The organism is Streptomyces echinatus, from assembly GCF_014203595.1.
GTDB classification, from domain to species: domain Bacteria; phylum Actinomycetota; class Actinomycetes; order Streptomycetales; family Streptomycetaceae; genus Streptomyces; species Streptomyces echinatus.
Map to the genome: position 1 here is coordinate 525,741 of NZ_JACHJK010000005.1, position 24,722 is coordinate 550,462.

At 74.1% G+C, this 24,722-nt stretch carries 21 protein-coding genes; 14 read left to right on the forward strand and 7 right to left on the reverse strand.

Translation table 11 applies throughout. The features are described 5' to 3' along the window. Positions 1–141 precede the first annotated feature (141 nt). Positions 142–897 (reverse strand): TIGR03089 family protein, encoded by a 756-nt coding sequence (locus FHS34_RS17655; protein ID WP_184966271.1) that lies wholly within the window; start codon positions 895–897, stop codon positions 142–144. A 129-nt stretch (positions 898–1,026) separates the two neighbouring features. On the opposite strand from FHS34_RS17655, the gene FHS34_RS17660 reads away from it, so the two are divergent. The 5 genes from FHS34_RS17660 to FHS34_RS17680 all read left to right on the forward strand — a co-directional run bounded on the left by FHS34_RS17660 (position 1,027) and on the right by FHS34_RS17680 (position 6,506). Further along, positions 1,027–2,568 carry a peptidoglycan recognition protein family protein gene (locus FHS34_RS17660; RefSeq protein WP_372478576.1) on the forward strand — a complete coding sequence of 514 codons (1,542 nt, stop codon included), beginning with the start codon at positions 1,027–1,029 and terminating at the stop codon, positions 2,566–2,568. A gap of 228 nt (positions 2,569–2,796) precedes the next feature. Beyond that, the gene (manB, locus tag FHS34_RS17665; protein ID WP_184966275.1) at positions 2,797–3,879 is read left to right on the forward strand and encodes a mannose-1-phosphate guanylyltransferase; all 1,083 of its coding nucleotides are present in this window, start codon (positions 2,797–2,799) and stop codon (positions 3,877–3,879) included. A gap of 136 nt (positions 3,880–4,015) precedes the next feature. Next, positions 4,016–4,852 (forward strand): NmrA family NAD(P)-binding protein, encoded by an 837-nt coding sequence (locus tag FHS34_RS17670; protein ID WP_184966277.1) that lies wholly within the window; start codon positions 4,016–4,018, stop codon positions 4,850–4,852. 36 nt (positions 4,853–4,888) lie between these two features. Further along, the gene (locus tag FHS34_RS17675; RefSeq protein WP_184966279.1) at positions 4,889–5,923 is read left to right on the forward strand and encodes an AraC family transcriptional regulator; all 1,035 of its coding nucleotides are present in this window, start codon (positions 4,889–4,891) and stop codon (positions 5,921–5,923) included. Positions 5,924–5,933: 10 nt separating this feature from the next. Next, positions 5,934–6,506: an anthrone oxygenase family protein gene (locus tag FHS34_RS17680; RefSeq protein WP_225817494.1), complete on the forward strand. Its 573-nt coding sequence runs from the start codon at positions 5,934–5,936 to the stop codon at positions 6,504–6,506. Positions 6,507–6,600: 94 nt separating this feature from the next. On the opposite strand, the gene FHS34_RS17685 is transcribed toward FHS34_RS17680, so the two are convergent. The 4 genes from FHS34_RS17685 to FHS34_RS17700 all read right to left on the reverse strand — a co-directional run bounded on the left by FHS34_RS17685 (position 6,601) and on the right by FHS34_RS17700 (position 10,575). Next, positions 6,601–7,614 carry a DNA-3-methyladenine glycosylase family protein gene (locus FHS34_RS17685; protein WP_184966283.1) on the reverse strand — a complete coding sequence of 338 codons (1,014 nt, stop codon included), beginning with the start codon at positions 7,612–7,614 and terminating at the stop codon, positions 6,601–6,603. A gap of 59 nt (positions 7,615–7,673) precedes the next feature. Next, the gene (locus tag FHS34_RS17690) at positions 7,674–9,029 is read right to left on the reverse strand and encodes a coenzyme F420-0:L-glutamate ligase (protein ID WP_184966285.1); all 1,356 of its coding nucleotides are present in this window, start codon (positions 9,027–9,029) and stop codon (positions 7,674–7,676) included. After that, positions 9,026–9,985, reverse strand: a complete 960-nt coding sequence (gene cofD, locus FHS34_RS17695) for a 2-phospho-L-lactate transferase (protein WP_184966287.1) — start codon at positions 9,983–9,985, stop codon at positions 9,026–9,028. The genes FHS34_RS17690 and cofD overlap by 4 nt, the downstream gene beginning before the upstream one ends. A gap of 95 nt (positions 9,986–10,080) precedes the next feature. After that, entirely contained in the window at positions 10,081–10,575 is a 495-nt protein-coding gene (locus tag FHS34_RS17700; protein WP_184966289.1) for a cysteine dioxygenase, read from the reverse strand. A 690-nt stretch (positions 10,576–11,265) separates the two neighbouring features. Here FHS34_RS17700 and FHS34_RS17705 point away from each other — a divergent pair. The 3 genes from FHS34_RS17705 to FHS34_RS17715 all read left to right on the forward strand — a co-directional run bounded on the left by FHS34_RS17705 (position 11,266) and on the right by FHS34_RS17715 (position 17,061). After that, the gene (locus FHS34_RS17705) at positions 11,266–11,529 is read left to right on the forward strand and encodes a WhiB family transcriptional regulator (protein ID WP_003975777.1); all 264 of its coding nucleotides are present in this window, start codon (positions 11,266–11,268) and stop codon (positions 11,527–11,529) included. 226 nt (positions 11,530–11,755) lie between these two features. Continuing rightward, positions 11,756–15,526, forward strand: coding sequence for a glycosyltransferase family 2 protein (locus FHS34_RS17710; protein WP_184966291.1), 3,771 nt, complete (start codon positions 11,756–11,758; stop codon positions 15,524–15,526). Continuing rightward, positions 15,523–17,061: a DUF5719 family protein gene (locus tag FHS34_RS17715; RefSeq protein ID WP_184966293.1), complete on the forward strand. Its 1,539-nt coding sequence runs from the start codon at positions 15,523–15,525 to the stop codon at positions 17,059–17,061. Before FHS34_RS17710 ends, FHS34_RS17715 begins: the two co-directional genes overlap by 4 nt. Before the next feature lie 153 nt (positions 17,062–17,214). Here FHS34_RS17715 and FHS34_RS17720 read toward each other — a convergent pair whose 3' ends face one another. Next, positions 17,215–17,601, reverse strand: coding sequence for a metallopeptidase family protein (locus tag FHS34_RS17720; RefSeq protein ID WP_184966295.1), 387 nt, complete (start codon positions 17,599–17,601; stop codon positions 17,215–17,217). A 349-nt stretch (positions 17,602–17,950) separates the two neighbouring features. Here FHS34_RS17720 and FHS34_RS17725 point away from each other — a divergent pair, with 349 nt between their 5' ends. The 6 genes from FHS34_RS17725 to FHS34_RS17750 all read left to right on the forward strand — a co-directional run bounded on the left by FHS34_RS17725 (position 17,951) and on the right by FHS34_RS17750 (position 23,846). Further along, entirely contained in the window at positions 17,951–18,376 is a 426-nt protein-coding gene (locus FHS34_RS17725; protein WP_184966297.1) for a DUF3499 domain-containing protein, read from the forward strand. A gap of 240 nt (positions 18,377–18,616) precedes the next feature. Beyond that, positions 18,617–19,981: a phosphomannomutase/phosphoglucomutase gene (locus FHS34_RS17730; RefSeq protein WP_184966299.1), complete on the forward strand. Its 1,365-nt coding sequence runs from the start codon at positions 18,617–18,619 to the stop codon at positions 19,979–19,981. A gap of 73 nt (positions 19,982–20,054) precedes the next feature. Further along, complete coding sequence (locus FHS34_RS17735; RefSeq protein WP_184966301.1) at positions 20,055–20,225, forward strand: Trm112 family protein; 171 nt, start codon at positions 20,055–20,057, stop codon at positions 20,223–20,225. A gap of 56 nt (positions 20,226–20,281) precedes the next feature. Continuing rightward, complete coding sequence (locus tag FHS34_RS17740; RefSeq protein WP_184966303.1) at positions 20,282–21,409, forward strand: SIS domain-containing protein; 1,128 nt, start codon at positions 20,282–20,284, stop codon at positions 21,407–21,409. Positions 21,410–21,503: 94 nt separating this feature from the next. Then, positions 21,504–22,655 carry a mannose-6-phosphate isomerase, class I gene (gene manA / locus FHS34_RS17745; RefSeq protein WP_184966305.1) on the forward strand — a complete coding sequence of 384 codons (1,152 nt, stop codon included), beginning with the start codon at positions 21,504–21,506 and terminating at the stop codon, positions 22,653–22,655. A gap of 210 nt (positions 22,656–22,865) precedes the next feature. Continuing rightward, the gene (locus FHS34_RS17750) at positions 22,866–23,846 is read left to right on the forward strand and encodes a cation diffusion facilitator family transporter (protein WP_184966307.1); all 981 of its coding nucleotides are present in this window, start codon (positions 22,866–22,868) and stop codon (positions 23,844–23,846) included. 157 nt (positions 23,847–24,003) lie between these two features. Here FHS34_RS17750 and lepB read toward each other — a convergent pair whose 3' ends face one another. Beyond that, entirely contained in the window at positions 24,004–24,693 is a 690-nt protein-coding gene (gene lepB, locus FHS34_RS17755) for a signal peptidase I (protein WP_184966309.1), read from the reverse strand. Between the last annotated feature and the right edge of the window lie 29 nt (positions 24,694–24,722).

The following is a 24,722-nucleotide window of genomic DNA, read 5'->3' on the forward strand; positions in this document are numbered from 1 at the left end:
GGTCCCGCAGCGCCCTTTGTTACTCCATCCGGGGGACGGTGGCAGGGGCGGAGGCAGGGCGGGGTGCGCGGGGCCGCGCCGGGGCGCGGCCCGGCCGTGCGGGCGCGGGGAACCGGGGCGGACCCGCGCCCGCGGGGCGGCCTACCGTCGCACCGCGGTCACCCGCTCGCTCTCGATCCGCTTGGCCAGGGCCTCCTCGTCCGCCTGCTCCGGATGGCGGCACAGCACCACGGACCCGCCGACGGCCAACGGCGCGAACAGTCCCGCGCTGAGCCCCTCCCACGTGTCGTACGGCAGCCCGGACAGCAGCCTCGAACCGGGCCCCGTGAGCCCCAGTTCGCCCGCCTCCGACGAGGCCCGCTCGACGACCTCCGCCCCGCTGAACTCCCGCCCGGCGACGATGAGCGCCGGCTCCTCCGGGTCCACGGGGGCGAACGGGGCGAACCGGTCGCCCTGTCCCGGCACTTCCACGGCGTAGTCGGCGAAGCCGGGCGGAGTCTGCGGGAAGCGCCCGCCGAGGGGCCGCAGCGCCAGCGCCACACGCTCACCGGCGCACGCGCGCGCCGCGTCGAGCGAGTCCGGACCGCTCACGACGACGTCGGCCGCCGCCGGGTCGCCGCCGACGTCCGCGACCGCGCCCACCGACGAACAGGCCAGCAGCCACACCGCCGTCTGCCAGTGCGCGGGCAGCAGCAGCGCGACGCGGTCGCCGGGCCCGGCGGACAGGTCGCCCTGGAGGAGGTTGGCGGTCTTGGCCACCCAATTGGCGAAGGTGGCCACGGACAGTTCGACGCGTTCGCCCGTGGCGTCGTCGTAGAAGGTCACCAGCGGGCGTCCGGGGTCCGCGGCGAGCGCGGAAGTCAGCAGGTCGGCAGGGGTGCGATCGGTGGCGTTCACCCGGCACAGAGTACGCGCGGGCGGGCGCGCGCACGGGGCCGTGGGGCCACCGGTTCGGCGGAACGGTCTCCGACGGTCCGTCAGTTCGCCTATGGACAGATATGAGTGATTATGTCCAAGATCATGCGTATGCCTGGATTCCTTACTTCCGCCCCTGGCGTCTCCCCGCTCGCCGCCTGCTCGATCGGTGCCGCCTGTGCCACGGTCCTCGCGCTCGCACCGGCCCCGCCCGCGTCCGCCGCGACCGGCGCGACGGCCGCGACCGGGTGGACGGAGCGGTCCGCCACCGTGCAACGGTCGGCCGGGGCAGTGATCCCGGGCAGCACGCGATCACTGCCCCTCGTCCCGCTCTCCGGCCGGCGCGGCCTCGGCGCGGCGCGGGCGCAGGGGCTGTACCGCACCGGCCTCGACCGGTTCGCCCTGGTCGGCGTCGTCTGGGACGACCCCGGCAGCGAGCTGCGCGGCCGGGTGCGGGTGCGCACCCGGTCCGCCGTGACGGGGGAGTGGTCCGACTGGCAGGACGTCGAGGCCGACAACGCCGACCACGGCGCCGACCCGGACACGGCGGAACGTTCCGCCCGGCGGGTGCGTGGGGCGACGGCACCCCTGTGGGTCGGCGACTCGGACGGCGTGGACGTACGGGTGCGCGCGGACGGCGCCGGCACGGCGGACGTCGAGGGCGGCGCGGACGGCGGCGCCGTCGAAGGGAAGGGAGAGGGCGGAGGCGGCGGAGAGAAGGGAGACGGCGCGGACGACGGCGACGGCGCGGGCGGCGCGGGCATGCGTGCCGGAGTCCCCCGGCCCCCGCTGCCCTCGGGGCTGCGGCTGGAACTCGTCGACCCCGGGAAGGACACCGGAGAGCCGGCGGACGCGGGGGAGGCGCTGCCCGTGGACCTGCCCCTCGACGACCCGCCCCGCACCGAGCTGGACACGGAGGCCGCGATCGCCGCCTCGGGCGCCAACTCCGACATCACCGCCTTCGGCGCCACCGCGATCCCGGAGCTGGACCAGGCGGCCACCGAGGACGAGATGACGCGGCTCCAGGGCCCCGCGCGGGAGAAGCCGCACATCGGGCCGCGCCCCCGGATCGTCACGCGCCGGGGCTGGGGAGCCGACGAATCACTGCGCGGACGCGGGTTCGTCTACACGAAGAAGATCAAGGCGGCCTTCGTGCACCACACGGCCACGGGCAACAAGTACACCTGCGCCCAGGCCCCCTCCGTCATCCGCGGTATCTACCGCTACCACGTCCAGAGCATGGGCTGGCGGGACGTCGGCTACAACTTCCTCGTCGACAAGTGCGGAAACCTCTACGAGGGCCGGGCCGGTGGCGTGGCCAAGGCGGTGCTCGGGGCGCACACCGCCGGGTTCAACACCGACAGCATGGGCATCGCCGTGATCGGCACCTACGGCACGAACAAGCCGGCCGGCGCCGCCGTGACGGCCGTCGCCCGGCTCACCGCGTGGAAGCTCGGACTCTACGGGGTGGATCCGAGCGGAAAGACATATCTCACGTCGGCCGGTGGCAACCTCTACCCCAAGGGGAAGAACGTACGACTGAACGTGATCTCAGGCCATCGGGACGGGTTCGCCACCGAATGCCCCGGCAAGCGGCTCTACGCCAAGCTCGGCACGGCCCGCTCCAGCGCCTCGCACTACCAGGGACGTTGAGGCCGGGCCCGTGTCCACCGCCGTCGGGGCGACGGGCGGGCGGCCCGGGGGACAGGGTGGGCCGGCCGGGGGACCGGCCCGGCGCGGCCGGGGGAAACCGCACACCGATCCCGCGGGACACCGCGCGGCCGGCGGAGGCGTCGTCGCACGGTCTGCATACACTGACCGGCCGAGAAACGAGAGCCCACGAGTAGTTCGGCCGGTCCCGGCAGGAAGCAGAGACGACAGGTGACAGAAGCGATCCTCCTGGTCGGCGGCAAAGGCACCCGGCTGCGACCGCTCACGGTGCACACGCCCAAGCCGATGGTCCCGGCCGCCGGCGTGCCGTTCCTCACCCACCAGCTGGCGCGGGCGCGAGCGGCGGGCGTCGAGCACATCGTCCTCGCCACCAGCTACCTGGCCGAGGTCTTCGAGCCCTACTTCGGCGACGGCTCCGCGCTCGGCCTGCACCTGGAGTACGTGACGGAGGAGGAGCCCCTCGGCACCGGCGGCGCCATCCGCAACGTCGCCGCCCGCCTGCACTCCGGCCCCGACGACCCGGTGCTGATCTTCAACGGTGACATCCTCACGGGTCTGGACATCGAAGCCCTGGTCGACACCCACGAGTCGACGGGCGCCGACGTCTCCCTGCACCTGACGAAGGTGACCGACCCGCGCGCCTACGGCCTCGTCCCCACCGACCCGACCGGCCGCGTCCTCGCCTTCCTGGAGAAGCCGCAGACCCCGGAGGAGATCGTCACCGACCAGATCAACGCGGGGGCGTACGTCTTCCGCCGCTCGGTCATCGACACGATCCCGGCGGGCCGCCCGGTCTCCGTGGAGCGCGAGACCTTCCCCGGCCTGCTCGCGGCCGGCGCCCATCTGCAGGGCATGGTCGACTCCACCTACTGGCTGGACCTCGGCACCCCGGCCGCCTTCGTGCGCGGTTCGGCCGACCTGGTCCTCGGCCGCGCGCCGTCCCCGGCCGTCCCCGGCCGCTGCGGCGACCGCCTCGTCCTGCCCACGGCCAGGGTGGCGCCGGACGCCAAGCTCACCGGCGGCACGGTGGTGGGCGAGGGCGCGTCCGTGGCGCAGGGAGCCAGGGTCTTCGGCTCGACCATCCTGCCGGGCGCCGTCATCGAACCCGGCGCGGTCATCACCGACTCCCTCATCGGCAGCCACGCCCGCGTCGGCGAACGCTCCGTCCTGACCGGCACGGTCGTCGGCGACGGCGCGATCGTGGGCGCCGACAACGAACTCCGCGACGGCGTACGGGTGTGGTGCGACGCCCGCATCCCGGCGGGGGCGGTGCGGTTCTCCTCCGACCAGTAGGCGGTGCCGCGGCCGCTCCCGTGGCCGCCGCGCCCGGTCCGGCCGGCTCCGGGAGCCCGCCACCCGTAGACGCCTGCTTATGCGTCCGAGCGTTGGGGCCATGGCCGTCGCCGTTCCGCTGCCGTTGACTGAACACATGACGACACCACACAGCACGGACACCAAGGACCCGAAGACACTCGTCATCGGCGGCACCGGAAAGACCGGACGGCGCGTCGCGGAGCGGCTCACCCTCCGCGGCCTGCCGGTGCGCGTCGGCTCACGCGCCGGGGAGCCGCCCTTCCGCTGGGAGGACCCCGGTACCTGGGAGCCCGCGCTCGACGGGGTCGCGGCCGTCTACGTCACCTACTACCCCGACCTGGCCTTCCCCGGAGCCGCCGAGGCGGTGGGCGCGTTCGCCGAACTGGCCGTACGCCGGGGCGCGCGCCGACTGGTCCTGCTCTCCGGCCGCGGCGAGGAGGGCGCGGTGCGCGGCGAGGACCTGCTCAAGGCGTCGGGGGCGGACTGGACCGTCGTACGGGCCAATTGGTTCGACCAGAACTTCAGCGAGAGCTTCTTCCTCGAGCCCGTCCTGGCCGGCGAACTCGCGCTGCCCACCGCGGACGCCGTGGAACCGTTCGTCGACGCCGACGACATCGCGGACGTCGTCACCGCCGCCCTCACCGACGACCGGCACATCGGCCGGACCTACGAGGTCTCCGGCCCCCGGCTGCTGAGCCTGCACGACGTCGCCGCCGAACTGTCCGAGGCCACCGGACGCGAGATCAGATACACGCCGGTCTCCCTGGACGACTACCGCCGGCTGCTCGCGGAGAACGGACTGCCGGCCGAGTTCGCCGACCTCTTCCGGCTCATCCTCGACGGGCGCAACGCCAGTGTCACGCAGGGCGTGCGGGAGGCCCTCGGACGACCGCCCCTGGATTTCACCGAGTTCGCCAGGAAGACCGCCGCCACCGGCGTCTGGTCCGTCTGACGGTTCCGCGTCCGCCCCCTCTGCGACAGTCGTCCCATGGATGTTCTGGCCGGCCTGCTGCAAGGCCCGAAGGCACGCGGCGCGTTCGTACTCAGGTCGGTGTTCCGGCCGCCCTGGTCGCTCCGCGTCGAGGACCGTGCCCCCGTGTCCCTCGTCACCATGGTCCGCGGGGACGCCTGGGTGATGCCCGACAGCGCGACCCCGGTCCTGCTGAGGCCGGGCGACCTCGCCGTCCTGCGCGGACCCGACCCGTACACCCTCGCCGACGACCAGGGCACTCCCGTGCGTGTGATCGTGGGCCCCGACCAGCGCTGCACCACCGTCGACGGCACCGATCTCACCGACTCGATGGCGCTCGGCGTGCGCACCTGGGGCGAGGCCGACGCACCGGACGCCTCCGTGATGCTCAGCGGCACCTATCAGGCGCCGGGCGCGGTCGGCCGCCGTCTGCTCGACGCCCTGCCCGCCCTCCTGGTCCGCACCGCCGCGGACACCGACGACCCGCTGATCCCCCTGCTGGCCCGAGAGATCGCCCGCGACGAACCGGGACAGGAACTCGTCCTCGACCGCCTGCTGGACCTGCTCTTCGTGGGCCTGCTGCGGGACTGGCTCCGGCAGCCGGAGAACGGCGTCCCCGCCTGGTACAGCGCGCAGTCCGACCCGATCGCCGGCCCCGCTCTCCGGCTGCTCCACGACGACCCCGCCAGGCCCTGGACGGTTCAGTCGCTGGCCCGCGAGGTCGGCGCCTCCCGGGCGGCCCTGGCCCGCCGCTTCAGCGAGGTGGTGGGGGAGCCGCCGATGGCCTACCTGGCCGGGTGGCGACTGACCCTCGCCGCCGACCTGCTGTGCCGGCCGGACACGACCCTGACCCAGGTGGCCCACGAGGTGGGCTACGGCAGCGCGTTCGCGCTCAGTTCGGCGTTCAAGCGCGTACGGGGCGTGAGCCCGCAGGAGTACCGGGCGAACGGCGGCGAGCCGACGGCGGTCTCCCGGCCGACGCCGACCGGGACGGTCGTCCTGGACCGGCAGCCCGTCCACCCGCCCGTACATCCGCACACCCGAAGACAGTGAGGAAATGATCATGCCAGTGGAACCGCGCCGTCCCGGCGGCGCAGCCGGCGTGCTGCTGACCGTGGCCTGCGTCGCGATGGGCCTGCTGTCCGGCCTGTTCTACGCCTACGACCTGTCGGTCATGCCGGGGCTCTCCCGTCTCGACGACGCCGCCTATCTCACGGCGATGCGCAACTTCAACGACGCGATCGACAACAGTGGTCCGTTCGCGGTCCTCTTCCTCGGCGCCCTGGCGGCCACGGTGTGCGCCGCCGTCGCCGAACACCGGCGGGGGCGCCGGGCGGCGGCCGCGTGGGCCGCCGGGGCCGGTGTGCTCTACCTGGCCGTCCTGGTGCTCACCGTCGCGGTGAACCTTCCGCTGAACGGCGAACTCGCCCGTCTCGGCGACCCGGCGAAGATCGCGGACCCGTCGCTGGCCGACCGGTTCAAGGGCGCCTGGTCGGCCGCCAACCTCGCGCGCACCGTTCTGACCACGGCCGCGGTGGTGTGCCTGGCCCAGGCGCTGCGGCTGCACGGCACGGCCACCACCACCTCACCACGGACCGAACCGCTCTCACGGCCCGTCCCGCACCGCGCGTCCTGACCCGCCGCTCACGGCTGACACACCCCGTGCGGCCTGACCTCCGGCCTGGCCCGCACCACACCGCACCGCACGGCGCGCGCCGCCCGGCCAGGACTCACAGCCCGCCGATGTCACCGACCGGCATCCGCGGGCCCCGGCGCGGACGCACCCGCCCGCTCAGCAGGATCAGCCGAGCGGCCCGGTGCCGCTGGCCCGCGTACGGCTCCAGCAGGCGCAGCATCTCGGCGTCGTCCGCGTTCCGGTCCCCGGCCAGCGCCCACCCCACGATCCCCGGCAGATGGAGGTCTCCCACGGTGACCGCGTCCGCCGCGCCGAGACTGCGCTGCACCACCTCGGCCGACGTCCACGGCCCGATCCCCGGTACGACCTCCAGCCGTGCCCGCGCGGCCTCCGGCTCCATCCCGGCCGCCTCCTCCATCCGTGCGGCGACCCGCACGGCCCGCAGGATCGTCGACGCCCGCTTGTCGTCGACCCCGGCCCGGTGCCAGTCCCAGGAGGGAATCAGCGCCCAGGTCCGGGGCGCCGGCATCACGTACATCCGCCCGGGCACGGGCCCCGGCGCCGGTTCGCCGTACCTCCGCACGAGCGTCTGCCACGCCGCGTACGCCTCGACGGTCGTGACCTTCTGCTCCAGCACCGACGGGATCAGCGACTCCAGCACCAGCCCGGTCCGGGTCAGCCGGAGCCCCGGCCGCCGGTGCCGGGTCTGTGCCAGCAACCGGTGCCGGGGTACGAACGCGTCCGGGTCGTCGGCCGCGCCGAGCAGTGCGGGCAGCCCGTCCAGCAGCCACGCGGCGCCCGGGCCCCACGCCTCGCCGAGCACCTCACCGCCGTACGCGCGCACGCGCAGCGTGCCCGGTCCGGCGGGGGTACGGCAGGCCCGCCACACGGATCCGTCCGGAGCGGCCCGGAACGTCGGGTCGGCGGGCCCGCGCCGGAGCGGTCCGACGGTCAGCCCGAGGTCCAGCGGCCCGTCCGGCACCCAGCGCCGCACCATGGCGGGTCCGGCGCTCTGCCGCGGTATCCCGGCGGAGGCCACCGTGGGTACGCCGACATGCCCGCCGCGCACGGTCGCGCGGGTGGGGCGCGGGGCGAAACGTCCTGCCACTGGTGAGGTCCTAGGGGTGCCGGGGCTGTCCTACGAGACTAGGCGGTGTCCGGGGGGTTTCACCGCACTTCGACGAAGGCCCCCGCGTCCCGCTCCGGCCGCGGCCTCGGCTCCTCCGCGGGGCGGCCGACCGCCACCGCGCCCATCGGGTCCCAGTCCGCCGGCAGCTCCAGCACCTCGCGCACGACGTCCCGGCAGAACATCGTGGACGACACCCACGCCGAGCCCAGCCGCTCCCCGGCCAGGGCGACCAGCAGGTTCTGCACGCCGGCGCCCGTCGCGACCACGAACATCTCCCGCTCGGCACCGTCCCGCCGGGCGTCCCCGTAGGTGTGCGAGCCGTCCATGACGAGGCAGGGCACGATCAGGTACGGCGCGTTGCGCAGGACGTCACCGCGCCGGACCCGCTTGGCGATGGACTCCTCGCTCCTGCCGTCCCGGCGCAGGTCGGCGATCCAGGCGTCGCGCATCGCGTCGAGCAGCCGTACCCGCGACTCCGCCGACTCCAGCAGCACGAACCGCCACGGTGTGGTGTGGTGCGGGGCGGGTGCGGTGACCGCGGCCGCCACCGCGCGGCGGACCGCGCCGGGGTCGACGGGGTCGTCGGTGAAGGCCCGCACGGTCCGGCGCCCGGTCACGGCCTCCCGGACCGCCTCGGAGGTGCCGAGCCGGAACATGTCGTCGGCCGCGGCGCGCACCAGCGCCCGCGCGCCCTCGCCGGTGCCGTCGCGCCCGTCGTCGCCGCCGTCCGCCGGGCGCACGACGTGGGGCAGCCCGCGGACCACGGCCACCGGCCGCCCCGTCGCCTTGCCCTTGACCAGGTCGCCGGCGGCGGCCAGCTCGTCGGCGGTGGCGACGACGGTCGCGCTGAGCGGGTTGCCGTGCGCGTCGGTGCCGCCGCGCAGATCGTCCAGCACGTGCACCCCGGCGGCGCCGATCGCCACGTCCGTGAGCCCCGCGCGCCAGGGCCGCCCGAAGGTGTCGCTGACGAGGACACCGACGTCGACACCGAGGGTGTCGCGCAGACCGGCCCGGATCGCGCGGGCGGACGCGTCCGGGTCCTCGGGCAGCAACAGGACGGTTCCGGAAGGGGTGTTGGAGGCGTCCACCCCGGCGGCGGCCATCACCAAGCCCTGCCGGTTCTCCACGATCCGCAGCGTGCCGCGCCGGGCCACGACCCGGACCGTCTCGGCGTCGATCGCGGCCTCCCGGTCGGCCGCCCGCACGACCCGGCCCTCGGCCTTGGAGACGATCTTGGAGGTGACGATCAGCACATCCCCGTCGGCCAGGCCCGGCTCGGCCGCCGCGATCAGCTTGGCGATGTCGTCCCCCGGACGCACCTCGGGGATGCCGGGCAGGGCCCAGACCCGGTACCCCGGCCGCTCCTCCGCCCCGGCGGACGCCGTCGTGCTCACGCCCCCCGCACCTCCTCGGCCAGCGCCAGCGCCTCCCGTGCCATCTGCGCGGCCGCGTCCACGTCGGTCATCATCAGCGGTACGGCCCGGCAGCGGATGCCGTCCGCCTCGACCCGCTCGACCGTGCCCGCGTCCACGGTGTCGACCAGCCAGCCGTCCAGCAGTCCGGAGCCGTAGTGCTCGGCGACCGCCGCGGCCGTGGACTCCACGCCGACCGCGGCGAGGACCTTGTCGGCCATCCCGCGCACGGGCGCGTCCCCGACGAGCGGGGACAGGCCGATCACGGGCACGCCCGCGTCGGCGATGGCCTCGCGGATGCCGGGCACGGCGAGGATCGTGCCGATGGACACGACCGGGTTGGACGGCGGGAAGAGGATCACGTCCGCCTGCGCGATGGCCTCCAGCACGCCCGGGGCCGGCTTGGCCTGCTCGGCGCCGACCGGGACGACCGCCTCGGCCGGAACGGAGGCGCGCAGCCGCACCCAGTACTCCTGGAAGTGGATCGCCCTGCGCTCGCCGTCCATCTCGACGGCCACGTGCGTCTCGATCCGGTCGTCGCTCATCGGGATCAGCTTCACGCCCGGCTGCCAGCGGTCGCACAGCGCCTCGGTGACCGCGCTCAGCGGGAAGCCCGCGCCGAGCATCTGCGTCCGCACGATGTGCGTGGCGAAGTCCCGGTCACCGAGCCCGAACCACTCCGGGCCGACCCCGTAGGCCGCCAGTTCCGCCTTGAGGTGGAAGGTCTCGTCGGTCCGCCCCCAGCCTTGCTCCTCGTTGATGCCGCCGCCCAGCGTGTACATCACCGTGTCCAGGTCCGGGCACACCTTCAGCCCGAAGAGGTGGATGTCGTCGCCGGTGTTGCCGATGACCGTGACGTCCGCGTCCGGCACGGCCCGCTTCAGACCACGCAGGAAACGGGCACCACCGATGCCGCCTGCCAGAACCACAATGCGCATGGGGACAGTGTGTCAGCCGCCGGCCGCTCGGCGCGGGGCGGTGGCCGGGTCCGGGGACCGGGTGGACGGGGCTCGCGGGCCGGCCCGACAGGGCGTCAGGCGGTCACCGGACGCGCCTCGCAGTACGGAGAGGTGTGCATGGGCATCTCGGACAGGCCCGGGTGGTACACGTGCAGGCTGACCGCCGGCTCCAGCGCGTCGTTGACGACCTCGTGCACGTACCCCGGCGCGAACACCCGCTGCGCTCCCGCCGCCAGCGCGCGCGTGCCGCGTCCGGTGCGCTCGGTGAGGGTGCCCTCCAGGACGGTGAGCACGCCGGAGGAGCGCCCGTGGTCGTGCCGCCCGCTGCTCTGGCCGGGCACCCAGGACAGCAGCCACACCTCGTAGCCGGGGCCGGTGCGCAGCCGGTGGTACCAGCGGGTGGTGGCGTCGTACCGGACGAGGTGGGCCCACTGGGCGCGGTCGGCGGCGATCGAGCGGGCCAGCCCCACGAACTCGGCGACGGTGGCCGGGTGCTCGCGCGGCGGCTGGAGCAGGTGCGGGACTTCGAGGATGTCGCCGGCGATCTGGAGGTCGTTGTCGCTGTTCATCGGATGCGGTGGTCCTCGGCGAAGAGTGGGGGGCTGGAGCTGGGAGGTGGAGCCGGCGTGACGCGTGCGGTCCGCCCGGATCACGGGCGGGCGGGGTGTCCCGGATGAGGGATCAGCAAGCGGGAGACGCGACCGAGCCGGGATGGACTCGGGAACAGCCGGAGCGGGCTTGGCTCAACAGCTGGGACAGCAACAACAGCTACAGCGCGCGCGGGCGGCACCGAGGGACCCGGCGATGCGGGTCGAGGTGGGTGCCAAGTTCGCGAGCATGCCCCCTAGGACAGCGGTTCACACCCGCACTGTCAACTCGGCGCCCGGTATGTGGGACATGTTTCACCTCATCCGGTTCTTCTGTCAGGTGAAAGGTTTGTTCTCGGGGGTGCCGGGACACATGGGGCACATCCGAGCGCTGAAGCCTGGCGGAACGCGATCGAACACGGAGGCGTCTTGCTCCGTACAGAGAATCTGTACGGGGGTTCGACCGCCCTCGCGGGTTCGGCTGCGTGCAGAGGTTTATGGCGATTTGAACACTTTCCGCATGGCCTTGGTTCCGCAGAGTGAATAACGGGCCCAATAGCAGATCTCGGCTTGACTCGCCCGGAGCAGCACACTTGTAATTTCACTCGTGTCGTTCAGCCGAAATCGGTAACGGCTACGCACGGGGACGCGAAAGACAGACGAGGGGCGCACATGACCGAGCTGGTGCAGCAACTGCTGGTCGACGACGCGGACGAGGAACTCGGCTGGCAGGAGCGCGCGCTGTGCGCCCAGACCGACCCCGAGTCCTTCTTCCCCGAGAAGGGCGGCTCCACCAGAGAGGCGAAGAAGGTCTGCCTCGCCTGCGAGGTCCGCTCCGAGTGCCTCGAGTACGCCCTCGCCAACGACGAGCGCTTCGGCATCTGGGGCGGTCTGTCCGAGCGCGAACGCCGCCGTCTGAAGAAGGCCGCCGTCTGAAGACGGCCGCCCGCGCGCGTGACACCCGCGGAACACCCACGCACGCGTACCCGCGAAAACCTCACGAACGGCCCGTCACCGGTGGGTTATCCACAGGGGGCGGGCCGTCGTCATGGGCAGCCGATAGTGTGGGCGCTCGTCCGAGACGCCCCGCTGTCCCCCCGACGCACGACACGAGGAGACACAGGCGTCCACCGCAGTCCATCGAACCGGGGCCCGTACCTCGATGTCCGTGCACAGCCATGCGGCAGCCCAACACGACGCTGCCACCGCCGTGTTTGACCCGTCCCGCCCGCCCGAGTTCCCGCGTCACGTGGTGACCGCGGTCCTCGTCTCCCACGACGGCGCCCGCTGGCTGCCCGACGCGCTCGCCGGGCTGCTCGGCCAGGAGCGCCCCGTCCAGTGCGCGGTGGCCGCCGACACCGGCAGCGCGGACCACTCCGCCCAGCTGCTCACCGAAGCCCTCGGCGACGCGAGCGTGCTGCACCTCGCCCGCCGCACCGGCTTCGGCCAGGCGGTGGAGGAGGCCGGCCGCACCGCGCCCGTCCTCACCCCGGAGGACCTGCCGTACCTCAAGCGCCCCAGCGGCTGGGACCCCGCCACGCGCACCTGGCGCGACGACACCTACGACATGCCCGACCTGCCGCACGGCGAGCCCATCCAGTGGCTCTGGCTGCTGCACGACGACTGCGCCCCCGAACCCGACGCCCTCGCCCAGCTGCTGAGGGTCGTCGACAACGAACTCGAACTCGGCCGCGCCGACGTCGCCGTCGTCGGCCCCAAGCTGCGCGGCTGGTACGACCGCCGCCAGCTGCTGGAGGTCGGCGTCTCCATCGCCCACTCCGGCCGCCGCTGGACCGGCCTGGACCGCCGCGAACAGGACCAGGGACAGCACGACCACGTCCGCACGGTGCTGTCCGTCTCCACCGCCGGCATGCTCATCCGCCGCGACGTCTTCGAACAGCTCGGCGGCTTCGACCGCCGGCTGCCCCTCATGCGCGACGACGTCGACCTGTGCTGGCGCGCCCACATGGCCGGCCACCGGGTCCTGATCGCCCCCGACGCGATCGTCCGGCACGCCGAGGCCGCCTCCCGCGAACGCCGCGCCGTCGACTGCGCCGGCCGCACCACCGCCTCCCCGCACAAGGTCGACAAAGCGGGCGCCGTCTACACCCTGCTCGTCAACACCCGTACGGCCGCGCTGCCCTGGGTGCTGCTGCGGCTCGTCCTCGGCACCGTCCTGCGCACCCTCGCCTACCTCGTCGGCAAGGTCCCCGGCCAGGCCGTCGACGAGATCCGCGGCCTGCTGAGCACCCTGCTGCGGCCCGAGCGGATCATCGCCGCCCGGCGCCGCCGCGGCCCCGCCCAGATCGACAAGGGCGAACTGCGCCAGCTGTTCCCGCCGCCCGGCGCCACCGTCCGGGCCACCGTGGAACAGATCGCGGGCAACCTCTCCCGCGGCAGCGACTCCGAGACCTCCTCGGCCGGCCGGCACGGCGGCGCCGTGGAATCCGGGCCCGGCGGCGACGACGCCGAGTTCCTGGAGGTCGAGCAGTTCGCCCGGCTCAAGCGGATCGCCCGCAGGCCCGGCCCGGTGCTCTTCCTCGCGCTGCTGCTCATCTCCCTCGCCGCCTGCCGTGCCCTGCTCGGTGGCGGCGCGCTCGCCGGCGGAGCCCTGCTGCCCGCCCCGGCCGACGCGGGCGACCTGTGGTCGCGCTACCTGGACGGCTGGCACCCGGCCGGCGCCGGCGGCACCTCCTCCGCACCGCCCTACCTGGCCGTCGTCGCGACCCTCGCCACCCTCCTGTTCGGCTCCACCGGACTCGCCGTCACCGTGCTGCTGGTCGGCTCGGTGCCGCTCGCCGGACTCACCGCCTACTTCGCCTCCCGGCCCCTGGTCACCTCCCGGCTGCTGCGCGCCTGGGCCGCCATCGCCTACGCCTTCCTGCCCGCCACCACCGGCGCCCTGGCCGGCGGCCGCATCGGCACCGCCGTCCTCGCCGTGCTGCTGCCGCTCATCGCACGCGCCGGCATCGCCGCCGCCGGCCTGGCGAACCGCACCGGCGCGCGCGGCAGCTGGCGCGCCACCTGGGCGTACGCCCTGCTGCTGACCGTCACCACCGCGTTCACGCCGATCGTCTGGCCCATCGCGCTGCTGCTCGGCCTCGGCGTGCTCGCACTGCGCCGCCGCGACCTCGTCGCCCACGGCCTGCGCTTCCTCGCCCAGCTCGGCACCCCCCTGCTGGTCCTCGCCCCCTGGTCGCTGACCCTGCTCCCGACCGGCTTCTTCCAGGAGGCCGGCCTGGAGTACGGCCCCTCGGCCGCCTCCGCGTCCGACCTGCTCGGTGCCGCCCCCGGCGGCCCCGGCACCGTGAGCGGCCTGATGCTCATCGGCATCGTGCTCGCCGCGCTCGCCGCCCTCCTGCGCTCCGAACGGCAGCTCGGCATCCGCGCCGCCTGGGCCGTCGCCCTGGCCGGCCTCGTCTTCGCGGTCCTGTCCAACAAGTCCGCCTGGGCCGGACCGGCCACCCTCGTCTACGGCATCGCCCTGCTGGCCGCCGCCGCCCTCGGCGCCGACGGCGCACGCGCACGCGTGGCCGAGCAGAGCTTCGGCTGGCGCCAGCCCGTCGCGGCCCTGATCGCCTTCGCCGCGGCCGCGGGCCCGCTGCTCGTGGCCGCCGGCTGGATGATCCGCGGCGCCGACGGCCCCCTGGAGCGCCGCACGCCGGCCCAGGTGCCCGCGTTCGTCGCCGAGGACTCCACCGGCGGCGACCGGGCCCGCACCCTGGTCCTGGACAGCGACTCCACCGCGCGCGTGCGCTACAGCCTGGTCCGCGGCGCCGGCGCCCGCATGGGCGACGCCGAACTCACCGCCGCCGACGGCCGGAACGCCCGCCTGGACAAGATCGTCGCCAACCTGGTCGCGGGCTCCGGCGCCGACCAGGCCGACGAGCTCGGCGGCTTCGCCGTGCGGTACGTCCTCGTCCACCAGGGCGCCCCCCGCGAGGTAGCCCGAGTCCTCGACGCCACCCCCGGCCTGGCCCGGCTCAGCCAGCAGAACGGCAACGCCCTGTGGCGTGTCGACCAGGAGGTCGCCCGCGCGGCCCTCGTCCCCGCCGGCGGCTCGGGCAAGGCCCAGCCGGTCACCGCGGGACCGGTGGAGATCCACACCACGATCCCCTCCGGCTCCGGTGACCGCGTCCTGCGCCTCGCCGACAGCGCCGCCGACGGCTGGACGGCCACCCTCGACGGCAAACCGCTCACCCGCACCACGGTCGACGGCTGGGCCCAGGGCTTCCAGCTGCCCTCCACCGGAGGCAGGCTGGACGTCACCTACGACGCCCCGATCGGCCACACCGCCTGGCTCTGGGCGCAGGGCGCGCTCGCCCTCGTCCTGGTCGTCCTCGCCCTGCCCGGCCGCCGCCGGGACGTCGACGACGACCTGCCCGAGGCGGAGCCCGTGCCCGCCGAGGCCACCGCCGGCGAGGGCCGCCGCGCCCGCCGCCTGCGCGCCCAGGCCGAGGAAGCGGCCGCCGAGGAGCAGCCCGGCACACCCCCGCTCCCGGACCAGCCCCCGGCCGCCGTACCGCACCAGCAGTCGTACGACCTGGGGGACCCGCCGGACGAGCGGAGCCAGGACTGGGGCCCCGGCCAGTCCGCCTACCCGCAGGCCGGGTACGCCGGTTACGACACCGACCCGTACGGGACCGCCACGGGTTACGACCAGCAGACGTACCAGCAGCCCGACCCCTACCAGACGGCCCCGTACGACCCGTACGCCTACAGCGGCACGGCCGACCAGATGCCCTACGACCCGTCGGCCTACCGGCAGCCGGGCTACGACCCGGCGTACGACCCGGCCGAGCAGGGCTACGACCCGGCCGAGCAGGGGTACGACCCGGCCCAGCCGGGCTACGACCCCGCCCGGCAGGGTTACGACCCGGCCCAGCAGCCCCACGGCACCGGCAGCCAGCGCCCCGACGGGAGCCAGCAGTGAACCGCACCACCCTGTCCCTCATCGCCGGCACGACCGCGCTGGCCGCCGTCACCGCGTTCGCCGCGTTCGACCCGCCGTCCGCCTCCGGAGCCGCTCCCGAGGCGGCCGCACGACTGCCGGTGGAGCGCACCAGCCTGCTGTGTCCGGCGCCGAGCGCGTCGGACATCGCCGACACGTCGTACACGTCGTTCACGCCCGTCACCAAGGGCGCCGCGAGCGGCGGCAAGGCGCAACTCCAGGCCGCCGACGGGCAGTCGGCGGACGGGGCCGGCAGCCAGAAGGACAAGGACGGCAAGGACGGCAAGGGCGGCAAGGGCGGCGAGGCCGGCGGGAAGAAGGCCGGTCGGCCGGTGCTCACGCCGAAGGCGCCCGGCACACCGGCCACCGGCGACACCTCCGGCGGCGAGGAGCCCGCGCTCATCGGCACCGCGGACGGCGGGTTCGCGCCCGGCTGGACCGTCCAGCAGACCACCGAGGTCGCCGCCGGCACCGGCCGCGGCCTCCAGGGCGTCAACTGCACCGGCGCCGACACCGAGTTCTGGTTCCCGGGCGCCGCCACGGCCGCCGGCCGCACCGACTACGTCCACCTGACCAACCCCGACGACTCCGCCGCCGTGGTCGACATCGAGCTGTACGGCAAGAACGGCGCGATCAAGGCCCCGCTGGGCGAGAACCTGACCGTCGACCCGCACGCGAGTGACCCGATCCTGCTCTCCACGCTCACCGACGAACGGCAGCAGGACCTGACGGTGCACGTCAGCGTGCGCAGCGGACGGGTCGGCGCGGCCGTGCAGGCCCTGGACGACAAGGCGGGCGGCGACTGGCTGGCCGCCGCCGCCGACCCCTCCGACAGCCTGGTCCTGCCCGGTATCCCGAAGGACGCCACCGACGTCCGCCTGATCGCCTTCACCCACGGCGACGACGACGCCGACCTGAAGGTCCGCCTGGCCTCGCCCGCCGGCCTGATCACCCCGGCCGGGAGCGAGACCCTGCACGTCAAGTCCGGCATGACCACGGCGGTCGACCTCGGCGACGTCACCCGTGGCGAGGCCGGCTCCCTGGTCCTCACCCCCGCCGACCAGGCGGTCCCGGTCGTCGCGGCCCTCCAGGTGGTCCGGGGCAAGGGCGACAAGAAGGAGACGGCCTTCATCCCGGCCACCGCCGCCGTGGGCGCGCGCGCGACCTCGGCCGACAACAGCGCGAAGGGCACGACCCTGGCCCTGACGGCGCCCGGCGGCACGGCCACGGTCAAGGTCACCGCCTCGGCGGGCAGCGAGGGCGGAAGCCCGGTGACCAAGACCTACACGGTCAGGTCCGGCACCACCCAGAACGTCGACGCCCCGGTCCCGACGGGCCTGAAGGGCACGTACGCCCTCACGGTGGAACCCGTCTCCGGCGGCCCGGTCTACGCCTCCCGCACCCTCGCCGCCACCGAGGACGGCGTCCCCGCCTTCACCGTCCAGACCCTCCCGGACGACCACGGCATGGTGGCGGTACCGCAGACGGAGGAGGACCTGGCGATACTGCAGAAGTAAGGGGACCGGTCGGGGCGCCCGCCGAAGGGGCGCCCTGCCTCGAAGGGGCCTGATCCGGACGGCGCGAAGGCCCGGCCCCGGACGGCGCGAAGGGGCCCTGTCCCGACGAGGGGCCCGGTCCCGCGAGGAGGGGCCTGGTCCGGGCGAGAGGTCCTAGTCCTCGCCGTAGCGGGGATCCACCGTCTCCGGCGTCAGTCCGAGGAGCTCGGCCACCTGCTCCACGACCACCTCGTGCACCAGCGCGGCCCGCTCGTCCCGCCCCTTGGTGCGGATCTCCACCGGACGCCGGTAGACCACCACCCGAGCCCGCCGTCCGTCACCCGCGGGGATGGTCCCGCCGAGCGGTACGGCCTCGTCCTCCCACACCGGCTGGTCGCCCCGCCCGTCCAGCCGGGGCACCTCCAGCACGAGGAAATCGATGTCGGCCAGCTGCGGCCAGCGCCGCTCCAGACGCTCCACGGAGTCCTGCACCAGATCCGCGAACACCTCGGCACGACTGGCCGCCAGCGGCACCTGCGGCGGGGCGATCGGCCCTCGCATGCCCCTCCCGTGGCGATCACGGCGACGGGGCCCGGGGCCGGTGGCGCGGGGCGATACACGGTTGTCCATCACTGGTGAAGCGTAGTCCCCGCACCCTCCGCCCGTCCGGCTCCACGCGGCAAGGGGCCCCGGGCCCCATGTCGCGGGATGACCATTCCGGCCAAGGTCTGGCTCGTTTCCATAACTCTCCAGGACCGCCGAACTCAAGGCAATTGACGGTGTTTGTACCGGCTCATGACCGGGCCCGGTCCCTGCGGGCCTCGGCCGGAAGTCCGTCCGTGCAGGTCAGCGAGGTCTGTTCGAAAGGGTGTGTGAGGCGTTTCGCCGCTCGACACGGTGGAGTGACCGGGTGGGGAGTCGTCGCGGCCCGCTCAAGAGTGCGGTACCGTCCAACGTCGTGAGCCCTGTACGTCGCTGTTCGCGCACCGCCTGCGGCCGACCCGCCGTCGCGACGCTGACGTACGTCTACGCCGACTCGACCGCGGTCCTCGGCCCGCTCGCCACCTACGCCGAACCCCACTGCTACGACCTGTGCGCCGAGCACTCCGAGCGCCTCACCGCCCCGCGCGGCTGGGAGGTCGTACGACTCCTCGACGGCTCCGCGCCGGCCCGGCCCAGCGGGGACGACCTGGAAGCGCTTGCCAACGCCGTGCGCGAGGCGGCCCGCCCCCAGGAGCGCGCGGCCGAGGCGGGCGGCGGCGGATCCCGCGCCGCCGATCCCATGGAGGTCGCCCGCCGCGGCCACCTGAGGGTCCTGCGCTCGCCCGACAACTGAGGACTCCGGACCCACCGGACCAGCGGGGCTCCGTCCCCCCCGGACGATCGAGAGCCTCGCGCACCGCCGCGCGCCACGGCCGGACGCCACCCTCCGCCACCCCCGCCCGACGTGACGATTCGCCTCGCCCGGGCGTTACGCGTGAGGGGCCCCAGGCGTCCACCCGCCGTCCGCGCATCTCCGCCCCGCTCCCGGCGGGTAGTTTGTGGGCGCACCCATAGGACTTTCAGGAGGTTGGCCGTGGCTGCTGATCTGTCGCAGATCGTGAAGGCGTACGACGTGCGCGGAGTGGTCCCGGACCAGTGGGACGAGACACTGGCCGGCCTCTTCGGCGCCGCCTTCGCGGAGGTGACGGGAGCGGCGGCCATCGTCGTCGGCCACGACATGCGGCCCTCGTCCCCGGGCCTGTCCCGCGCCTTCGCGCGCGGCGCGGCGGACCGCGGCGTGGACGTCACCGAGATCGGCCTGTGCTCCACGGACCAGCTGTACTACGCCTCGGGCGCGCTGGACCTCCCGGGCGCGATGTTCACGGCCTCCCACAACCCCGCCCAGTACAACGGCATCAAGCTGTGCCGTGCGGGTGCCGCCCCCGTCGGCCAGGACACCGGCCTGGCACAGATCCGCGAGCTGGCCGAGCGCTGGCTGGCGGAAGGCGCCCCGGAGCCCGCGGCCCGGCCGGGAACCCTGTCCTCGCGGGAGACGCTGCGGGACTACGCGGCGTACCTCCGCTCCCTGGTCGACCTCGCCTCCATCCGCCCCCTGAAGGTCGTGGTCGACGCCGGCAACGGCATGGGCGGCCACACGGTCCCCTCGGTCTTCGCCGGCCTGCCCCTGACCCTCGTCCCGATGTACTTCGAACTGGACGGCACCTTCCCCAACCACGAGGCCAACCCGCTCGACCCGGCCAACCTCGTGGGCCTGCAGAAGCGGGTCCCGGCCGAGGGCGCCGACCTCGGCATCGCCTTCGACGGCGACGCCGACCGCTGCTTCGTCGTCGACGAGCACGGCGACGCGGTCTCCCCGTCCGCGATCACCGCCCTGGTCGCCGCCCGCGAACTGGCCCGCAACGGCGGCAAGGGCACCGTCATCCACAACCTGATCACCTCCCGCACGGTTCCGGAGGTCGTACGGGAGAACGGCGGCACCCCGGCCCGCACCCGGGTGGGCCACTCCTTCATCAAGGCCGAGATGGCCCGCAGCGGCGCCATCTTCGGCGGCGAGCACTCGGCCCACTACTACTTCAAGGACTTCTGGAACGCCGACACCGGCATGCTGGCCGCCCTGCACGTCCTCGCGGCCCTCGGCGGCCAGGAGGGCCCGCTGTCCGCCCTGGTCGCGCAGTACGACCGCTACGCCGGCTCCGGTGAGATCAACTCCACCGTCGCCGACCAGTCCGCCCGCCTCGCCGCGATCCGCACCGCCTACGAAGGCCGTGCCGACGTCACCCTCGACGACCTCGACGGCCTCACGGTCGCCGCGGCCGACTGGTGGTTCAACGTCCGCCCGTCCAACACGGAGCCGCTCCTGCGCCTGAACGCCGAGGCCAAGGACGAGGTGACCATGACCAAGGTCCGTGACGAGGCGCTGGCGATCATCAGGGGCTGAGCCGCCTGCCCATCGGCGGTACGCTGACCAGGCGTATCCACGGACACCCAACCGCCTCCCGAAGGGACACCCCATGGCGCTCGAAGCCGGCCTCCTGGAGATCCTCGCCTGCCCGGCCTGCCACGCCCCCCTGAAGGAGCAGGACACCGAGCTGACCTGCACCGGTCAGGACTGCGGCCTCGCCTACCCGGTTCGCGACGGCATCCCGGTCCTGTTGGTCGACGAGGCCCGCCGCCCCGCGTGACGAGGCCCCGCACCGCGTAGGACCCCAGGATCCCCGGCGATCGGAGGCTGCCGCCCATGCTGGACGAATCGCTGCTCGACACCCCGGAGGGCCTCGCCGAGGCCGACCACCGAGGTCTGCTGCGCGGCGCGGCGGAGGCCGGCGCCCGCGTCCGCACCGCCGCCCGGCACGCCGCCGAGGCCGGCGTCGGTGACCTCAAGCCCGACGGCCGCCCCCGCGCGGTCCTCATCGCGGGCCCCGGCGCCGCCGCCACTCACACCGCCGACCTCCTCGGCACGCTCGCCGGCGTCGGCAGCCCCGTCGTCCGGCTCGCCCCCTCCGGCGTCGCCCCGGCCGCGGGCGCCCTGCGCTGGGAGCTCCCGGGCTGGACCGGTTCCGTGGACCTGCTGCTGATCGCCACCCCGGACGGCACCGAACCGAGCCTCTCCCTCCTCGCCGACCAGGCCTACCGCCGCGGCTGCTCGGTCGTCGGCGTGGCCCCGCCCCGCACCCCGCTCGCCGAGGCGGTCGCCGGCGCGCACGGCCTGTTCGTACCCATGGCCACGGCACCGTACGACCAGGAGGAGCCGCTCGCCGCGTCCTCCCCGGGCGTCTTCTGGGCGCTGCTGACCCCGCTGCTGGCGGTCCTGGACCGGATCGGCCTGCTCACCGCCCCGCCGGACGTCCTGGAGAAGGTCGCCGACCGCCTCGACCACATCGCGGAACGCTGCGGCCCCGCCATCGCGACCTACAGCAACGCGGCCAAGACCCTCGCCGCCGAGCTCGCCGACGCGCTGCCCCTGGTGTGGACGGAAGGCCCCTCGGCCGGCCCGGCGGGCCGCCGGTTCGCCGCCGCCCTCGCCGAACTCGCCGGACGCCCCGCCTTGGTCGCCGAACTGCCCGAGGCGCTCGCCGAGCACAACGCCCTGCTGGCAGGACCGCTCGCCGCCAGCGCCGACCCGGACGACTTCTTCCGCGACCGCGTGGAGGAGGCACCCGCGCTGCACGCGCGCGTGGTACTGCTCCGCGACCGCCCGATCAGCGGCCTCACCGCCGCCCCCGCCGCCCGCGACGTGGCCCTCAGCCACGACACGCCGGTCAGCGAACTCGAACCGGAGGAGGGCGGCGAACTGGAGACCCTCGCGGAACTGATCGCCGTCACGGATTTCTCCGCCGTTTACCTGGCGCTCGCTTCGGGGGCCTGATCTGGCTCCTGGCCGACCGGCCGCGCCCGCAGGCGGCCCGAGGAGACACGACAGGGTCGGCCGAGCCGCGTACGTACGGAGACAGAGAAGACACATGGACCGCCTCGACAACACCGTCCGCCCCTACGCCTGGGGCTCCTCCACCGCCATCCCGCACCTCCTCGGCGTCGAGCCGACGGGCGAACCCCAGGCGGAGATGTGGATGGGCGCCCACCCGGGAGCGCCCTCGCGCACCACGCGGGGAACCCTCGTCGAGGTCATCGAGGCCGACCCGGAGCGGGAACTCGGCGCCCGCGCGGTCGCCAGGTTCGGCCCGCGCCTGCCGTTCCTGCTCAAGATCCTCGCCGCCGGCGCGCCCCTGTCGCTCCAGGTGCACCCCGACCTGAAGCAGGCCCAGGAGGGGTACGCCGACGAGGAACGGCGGGGCATCCCGGTCTACGCCCCGCACCGCAACTACAAGGACGCCAACCACAAGCCCGAGCTGGTCTGCGCGCTCACCGAGTTCGACGGCCTGTGCGGCTTCCGCGCCCCGGGCGAGACCGCCGACCTGCTCGCCGGGCTCGGCGTCGACTCCCTCAAGCCGTACGTCGACCTGCTGCACGCCCACCCCGAGGACGCCGCCCTGCGCGAGGTCCTCACGGCGATACTCAGCGCCGACCCGGAGGAGATGGCCCACACGGTCGCCGAGGCCACCGCCGCCTGCACCCGCCTCGGCGGCGCCTACACCCCCTACGCCGACATCGCGCACCACTACCCCGGCGACCCCGGCGTCATCGCGGCGATGCTGCTCAACCACGTCCGGCTGCAGCCCGGCGAGGCCCTGTTCCTCGGCGCCGGCATCCCGCACGCCTACCTCAGCGGCCTCGCCGTCGAGATCATGGCCAACTCCGACAACGTGCTGCGCTGCGGCCTGACCCCCAAGCACGTCGACGTCCCCGAACTGCTGCGGATCGTCCGCTTCGAAGCGAGCGACCCGGGCGTGCTGCGCCCCGAGGCGTCCCCGGACGACGAGGAGGTCTACGAGACGCCGATCGACGAGTTCCGGCTCTCCCGGTACGTCCTCCCGGCCGGCGGCACCATCCACGACCTCACCCGGGAGACCCCGCAGATCCTGCTCTGCACGGCCGGTGCCGTCCGGGCGGGCGAGCACGAGCTGGGACCCGGTCGGTCCGTGTTCGTCCCGGCCGGCGAGAAGGCGGAGATCTCGGGCGCGGGCACGGTCTTCCGCGCCACCGTCATCGCATGAGCACCCGTCATCGCATGAGCCACCATGATCGTATGACCGGGACTGTGGACGGCCGGTGGATCATATGACCGCCGTTGTGGACACCTGACGCACCGGTGCCCGGCCGGGCTGCAAGAATGGCCCACCGGCAAAGGCCGGGCAAAGCCGGGCGCCCGCCAGGACGGACGAGGGCGACAGAGGCCGACAGAGGCGAAGGGACAACGCGGACACATGAGCGCGTCAGGTGGTACCAGGGCGATCGTGGCGGCACTCGGCGCCAACCTCGCGATCGCGGCATCGAAGTTCGTGGCGTTCGCGTTCAGCGGCTCCTCCTCGATGCTCGCCGAGGGCGTCCACTCGCTCGCCGACTCCGGCAACCAGTTCCTCCTGCTCGTCGGCGGCAAGAAGGCGCAGCGCGAGGCCACCCCGCAGCACCCCTTCGGATACGGCCGCGAGCGCTACATCTACGCCTTCCTGGTCTCCATCGTCCTGTTCTCGGTCGGCGGCATGTTCGCCATCTACGAGGGCTACGAGAAGATCGTCCACCCGCACGACGTCGAGCACTGGTACTGGCCGGTGGGCGTCCTCGTCTTCGCGATCATCGCCGAGGGCTTCTCCTTCCGCACGGCCATCAAGGAGTCCAACGAACTGCGGGGCAAGCTCTCCTGGTCGCAGTTCATCCGCCGCGCCAAGGCGCCCGAGCTGCCCGTCGTCCTCCTGGAGGACTTCGGCGCGCTCATCGGCCTGGTCCTCGCCCTCGGCGGCGTCGGCCTCGCCCTGATCACCGGCGACGGCGTCTGGGACGGCATCGGCACCGTCTGCATCGGTGTGCTGCTCGTCCTGATCGCCCTCGTCCTGGCCGCCGAGACCAAGTCGCTGCTGCTCGGCGAGGCCGCCGGCATCGAGGAGGTCAAGAAGATCGAGGCCGCCATCGTCGACGGCGACGCGGTCACCAGCGTCATCCACATGCGCACGCTGCACCTCGGCCCCGAGGAACTGCTGATCGCCGCCAAGATCGCCGTCCAGCACGATGACACGGCCGCCGAGGTCGCGAGCGCCATCAACGCGGCCGAGGCCCGCATCCGCGCCGCCGTCCCCATCGCCCGCGTCATCTACCTGGAGCCGGACATCTACAGCGAGGCCGAAGCGGCCAAGGGCCCGGACCCGGCGGCGACCCCCGGCGGCCCGAACCCGCACCCGACCGGCCACTGACCCACTGACACCACCCACGGCCACGGGGCCGGCCGACCCTTCGGCGGGCCCCGTCGACGTCCGCCGACCCTTCGGCGGGCCCCGTGACGTCCCCCGTACCTTTGGCGGGCTCCGTCGACGTCCGTCGTCACAGCCGCCCGTCCGGACCGGTCCGCCGTCAGACCGGCCGCACCGGCCATGGCGCGGGCGGCACCCGCACCGCCCCCCGCCGCCGAACGGCCCACGCCCCGATCCCGAGCCCGAGCCCGACACCGATCAGCACGAGCACGCACCCCACCAGCAGGAACCCGAGGAGCAGCGCCGGGGCCGTACGGTCGTCCGTCACCCGGCCCCGCACCGCGTCCACAGACACCGTGCCGTCGTGCTCGTCGAGATGGAAACGCGAGTCCTGGGAGTTCGCGCGGTGATCGCCCAGCAGGAACAGCCGTCCCCGCGGGACCGTCACGTCGTACGGCGTGTGCACGCCGTCCGCGTCGCCGCCGAACACGTACGGCTCCTCGACCGGCTTCCCGTTCACGGTCACCCGCTCCTGCGAGCCCACGCGCGCGCAGCACGCCACCCGGTCCCCGCCCACGCCGATGACCCGCTTCATCAGCAGCCCGTGAACCCCGTAGGACTCCGGGGCACTGAACATCACGACATCGCCGCGCCGCACCCCGTCGCCGTCGACGCGTTTCCAGAAGACCCGTTCGCCCTGCTCGTACGTCGGCGTCATGCTGCCACCGCCCGCCACGGTGGAGGCGCCGTACGCCTCCCGCAGCCGGACGAAGTCACCGATCGCCAGTGCCGAGCCCAGCAACACCAGCACGAGCGCCGCGATCCCGAGCCCTCGGCCTCTCCTCGCCATGTCCCCTCCTGCTCACGCGGCCCATCCGC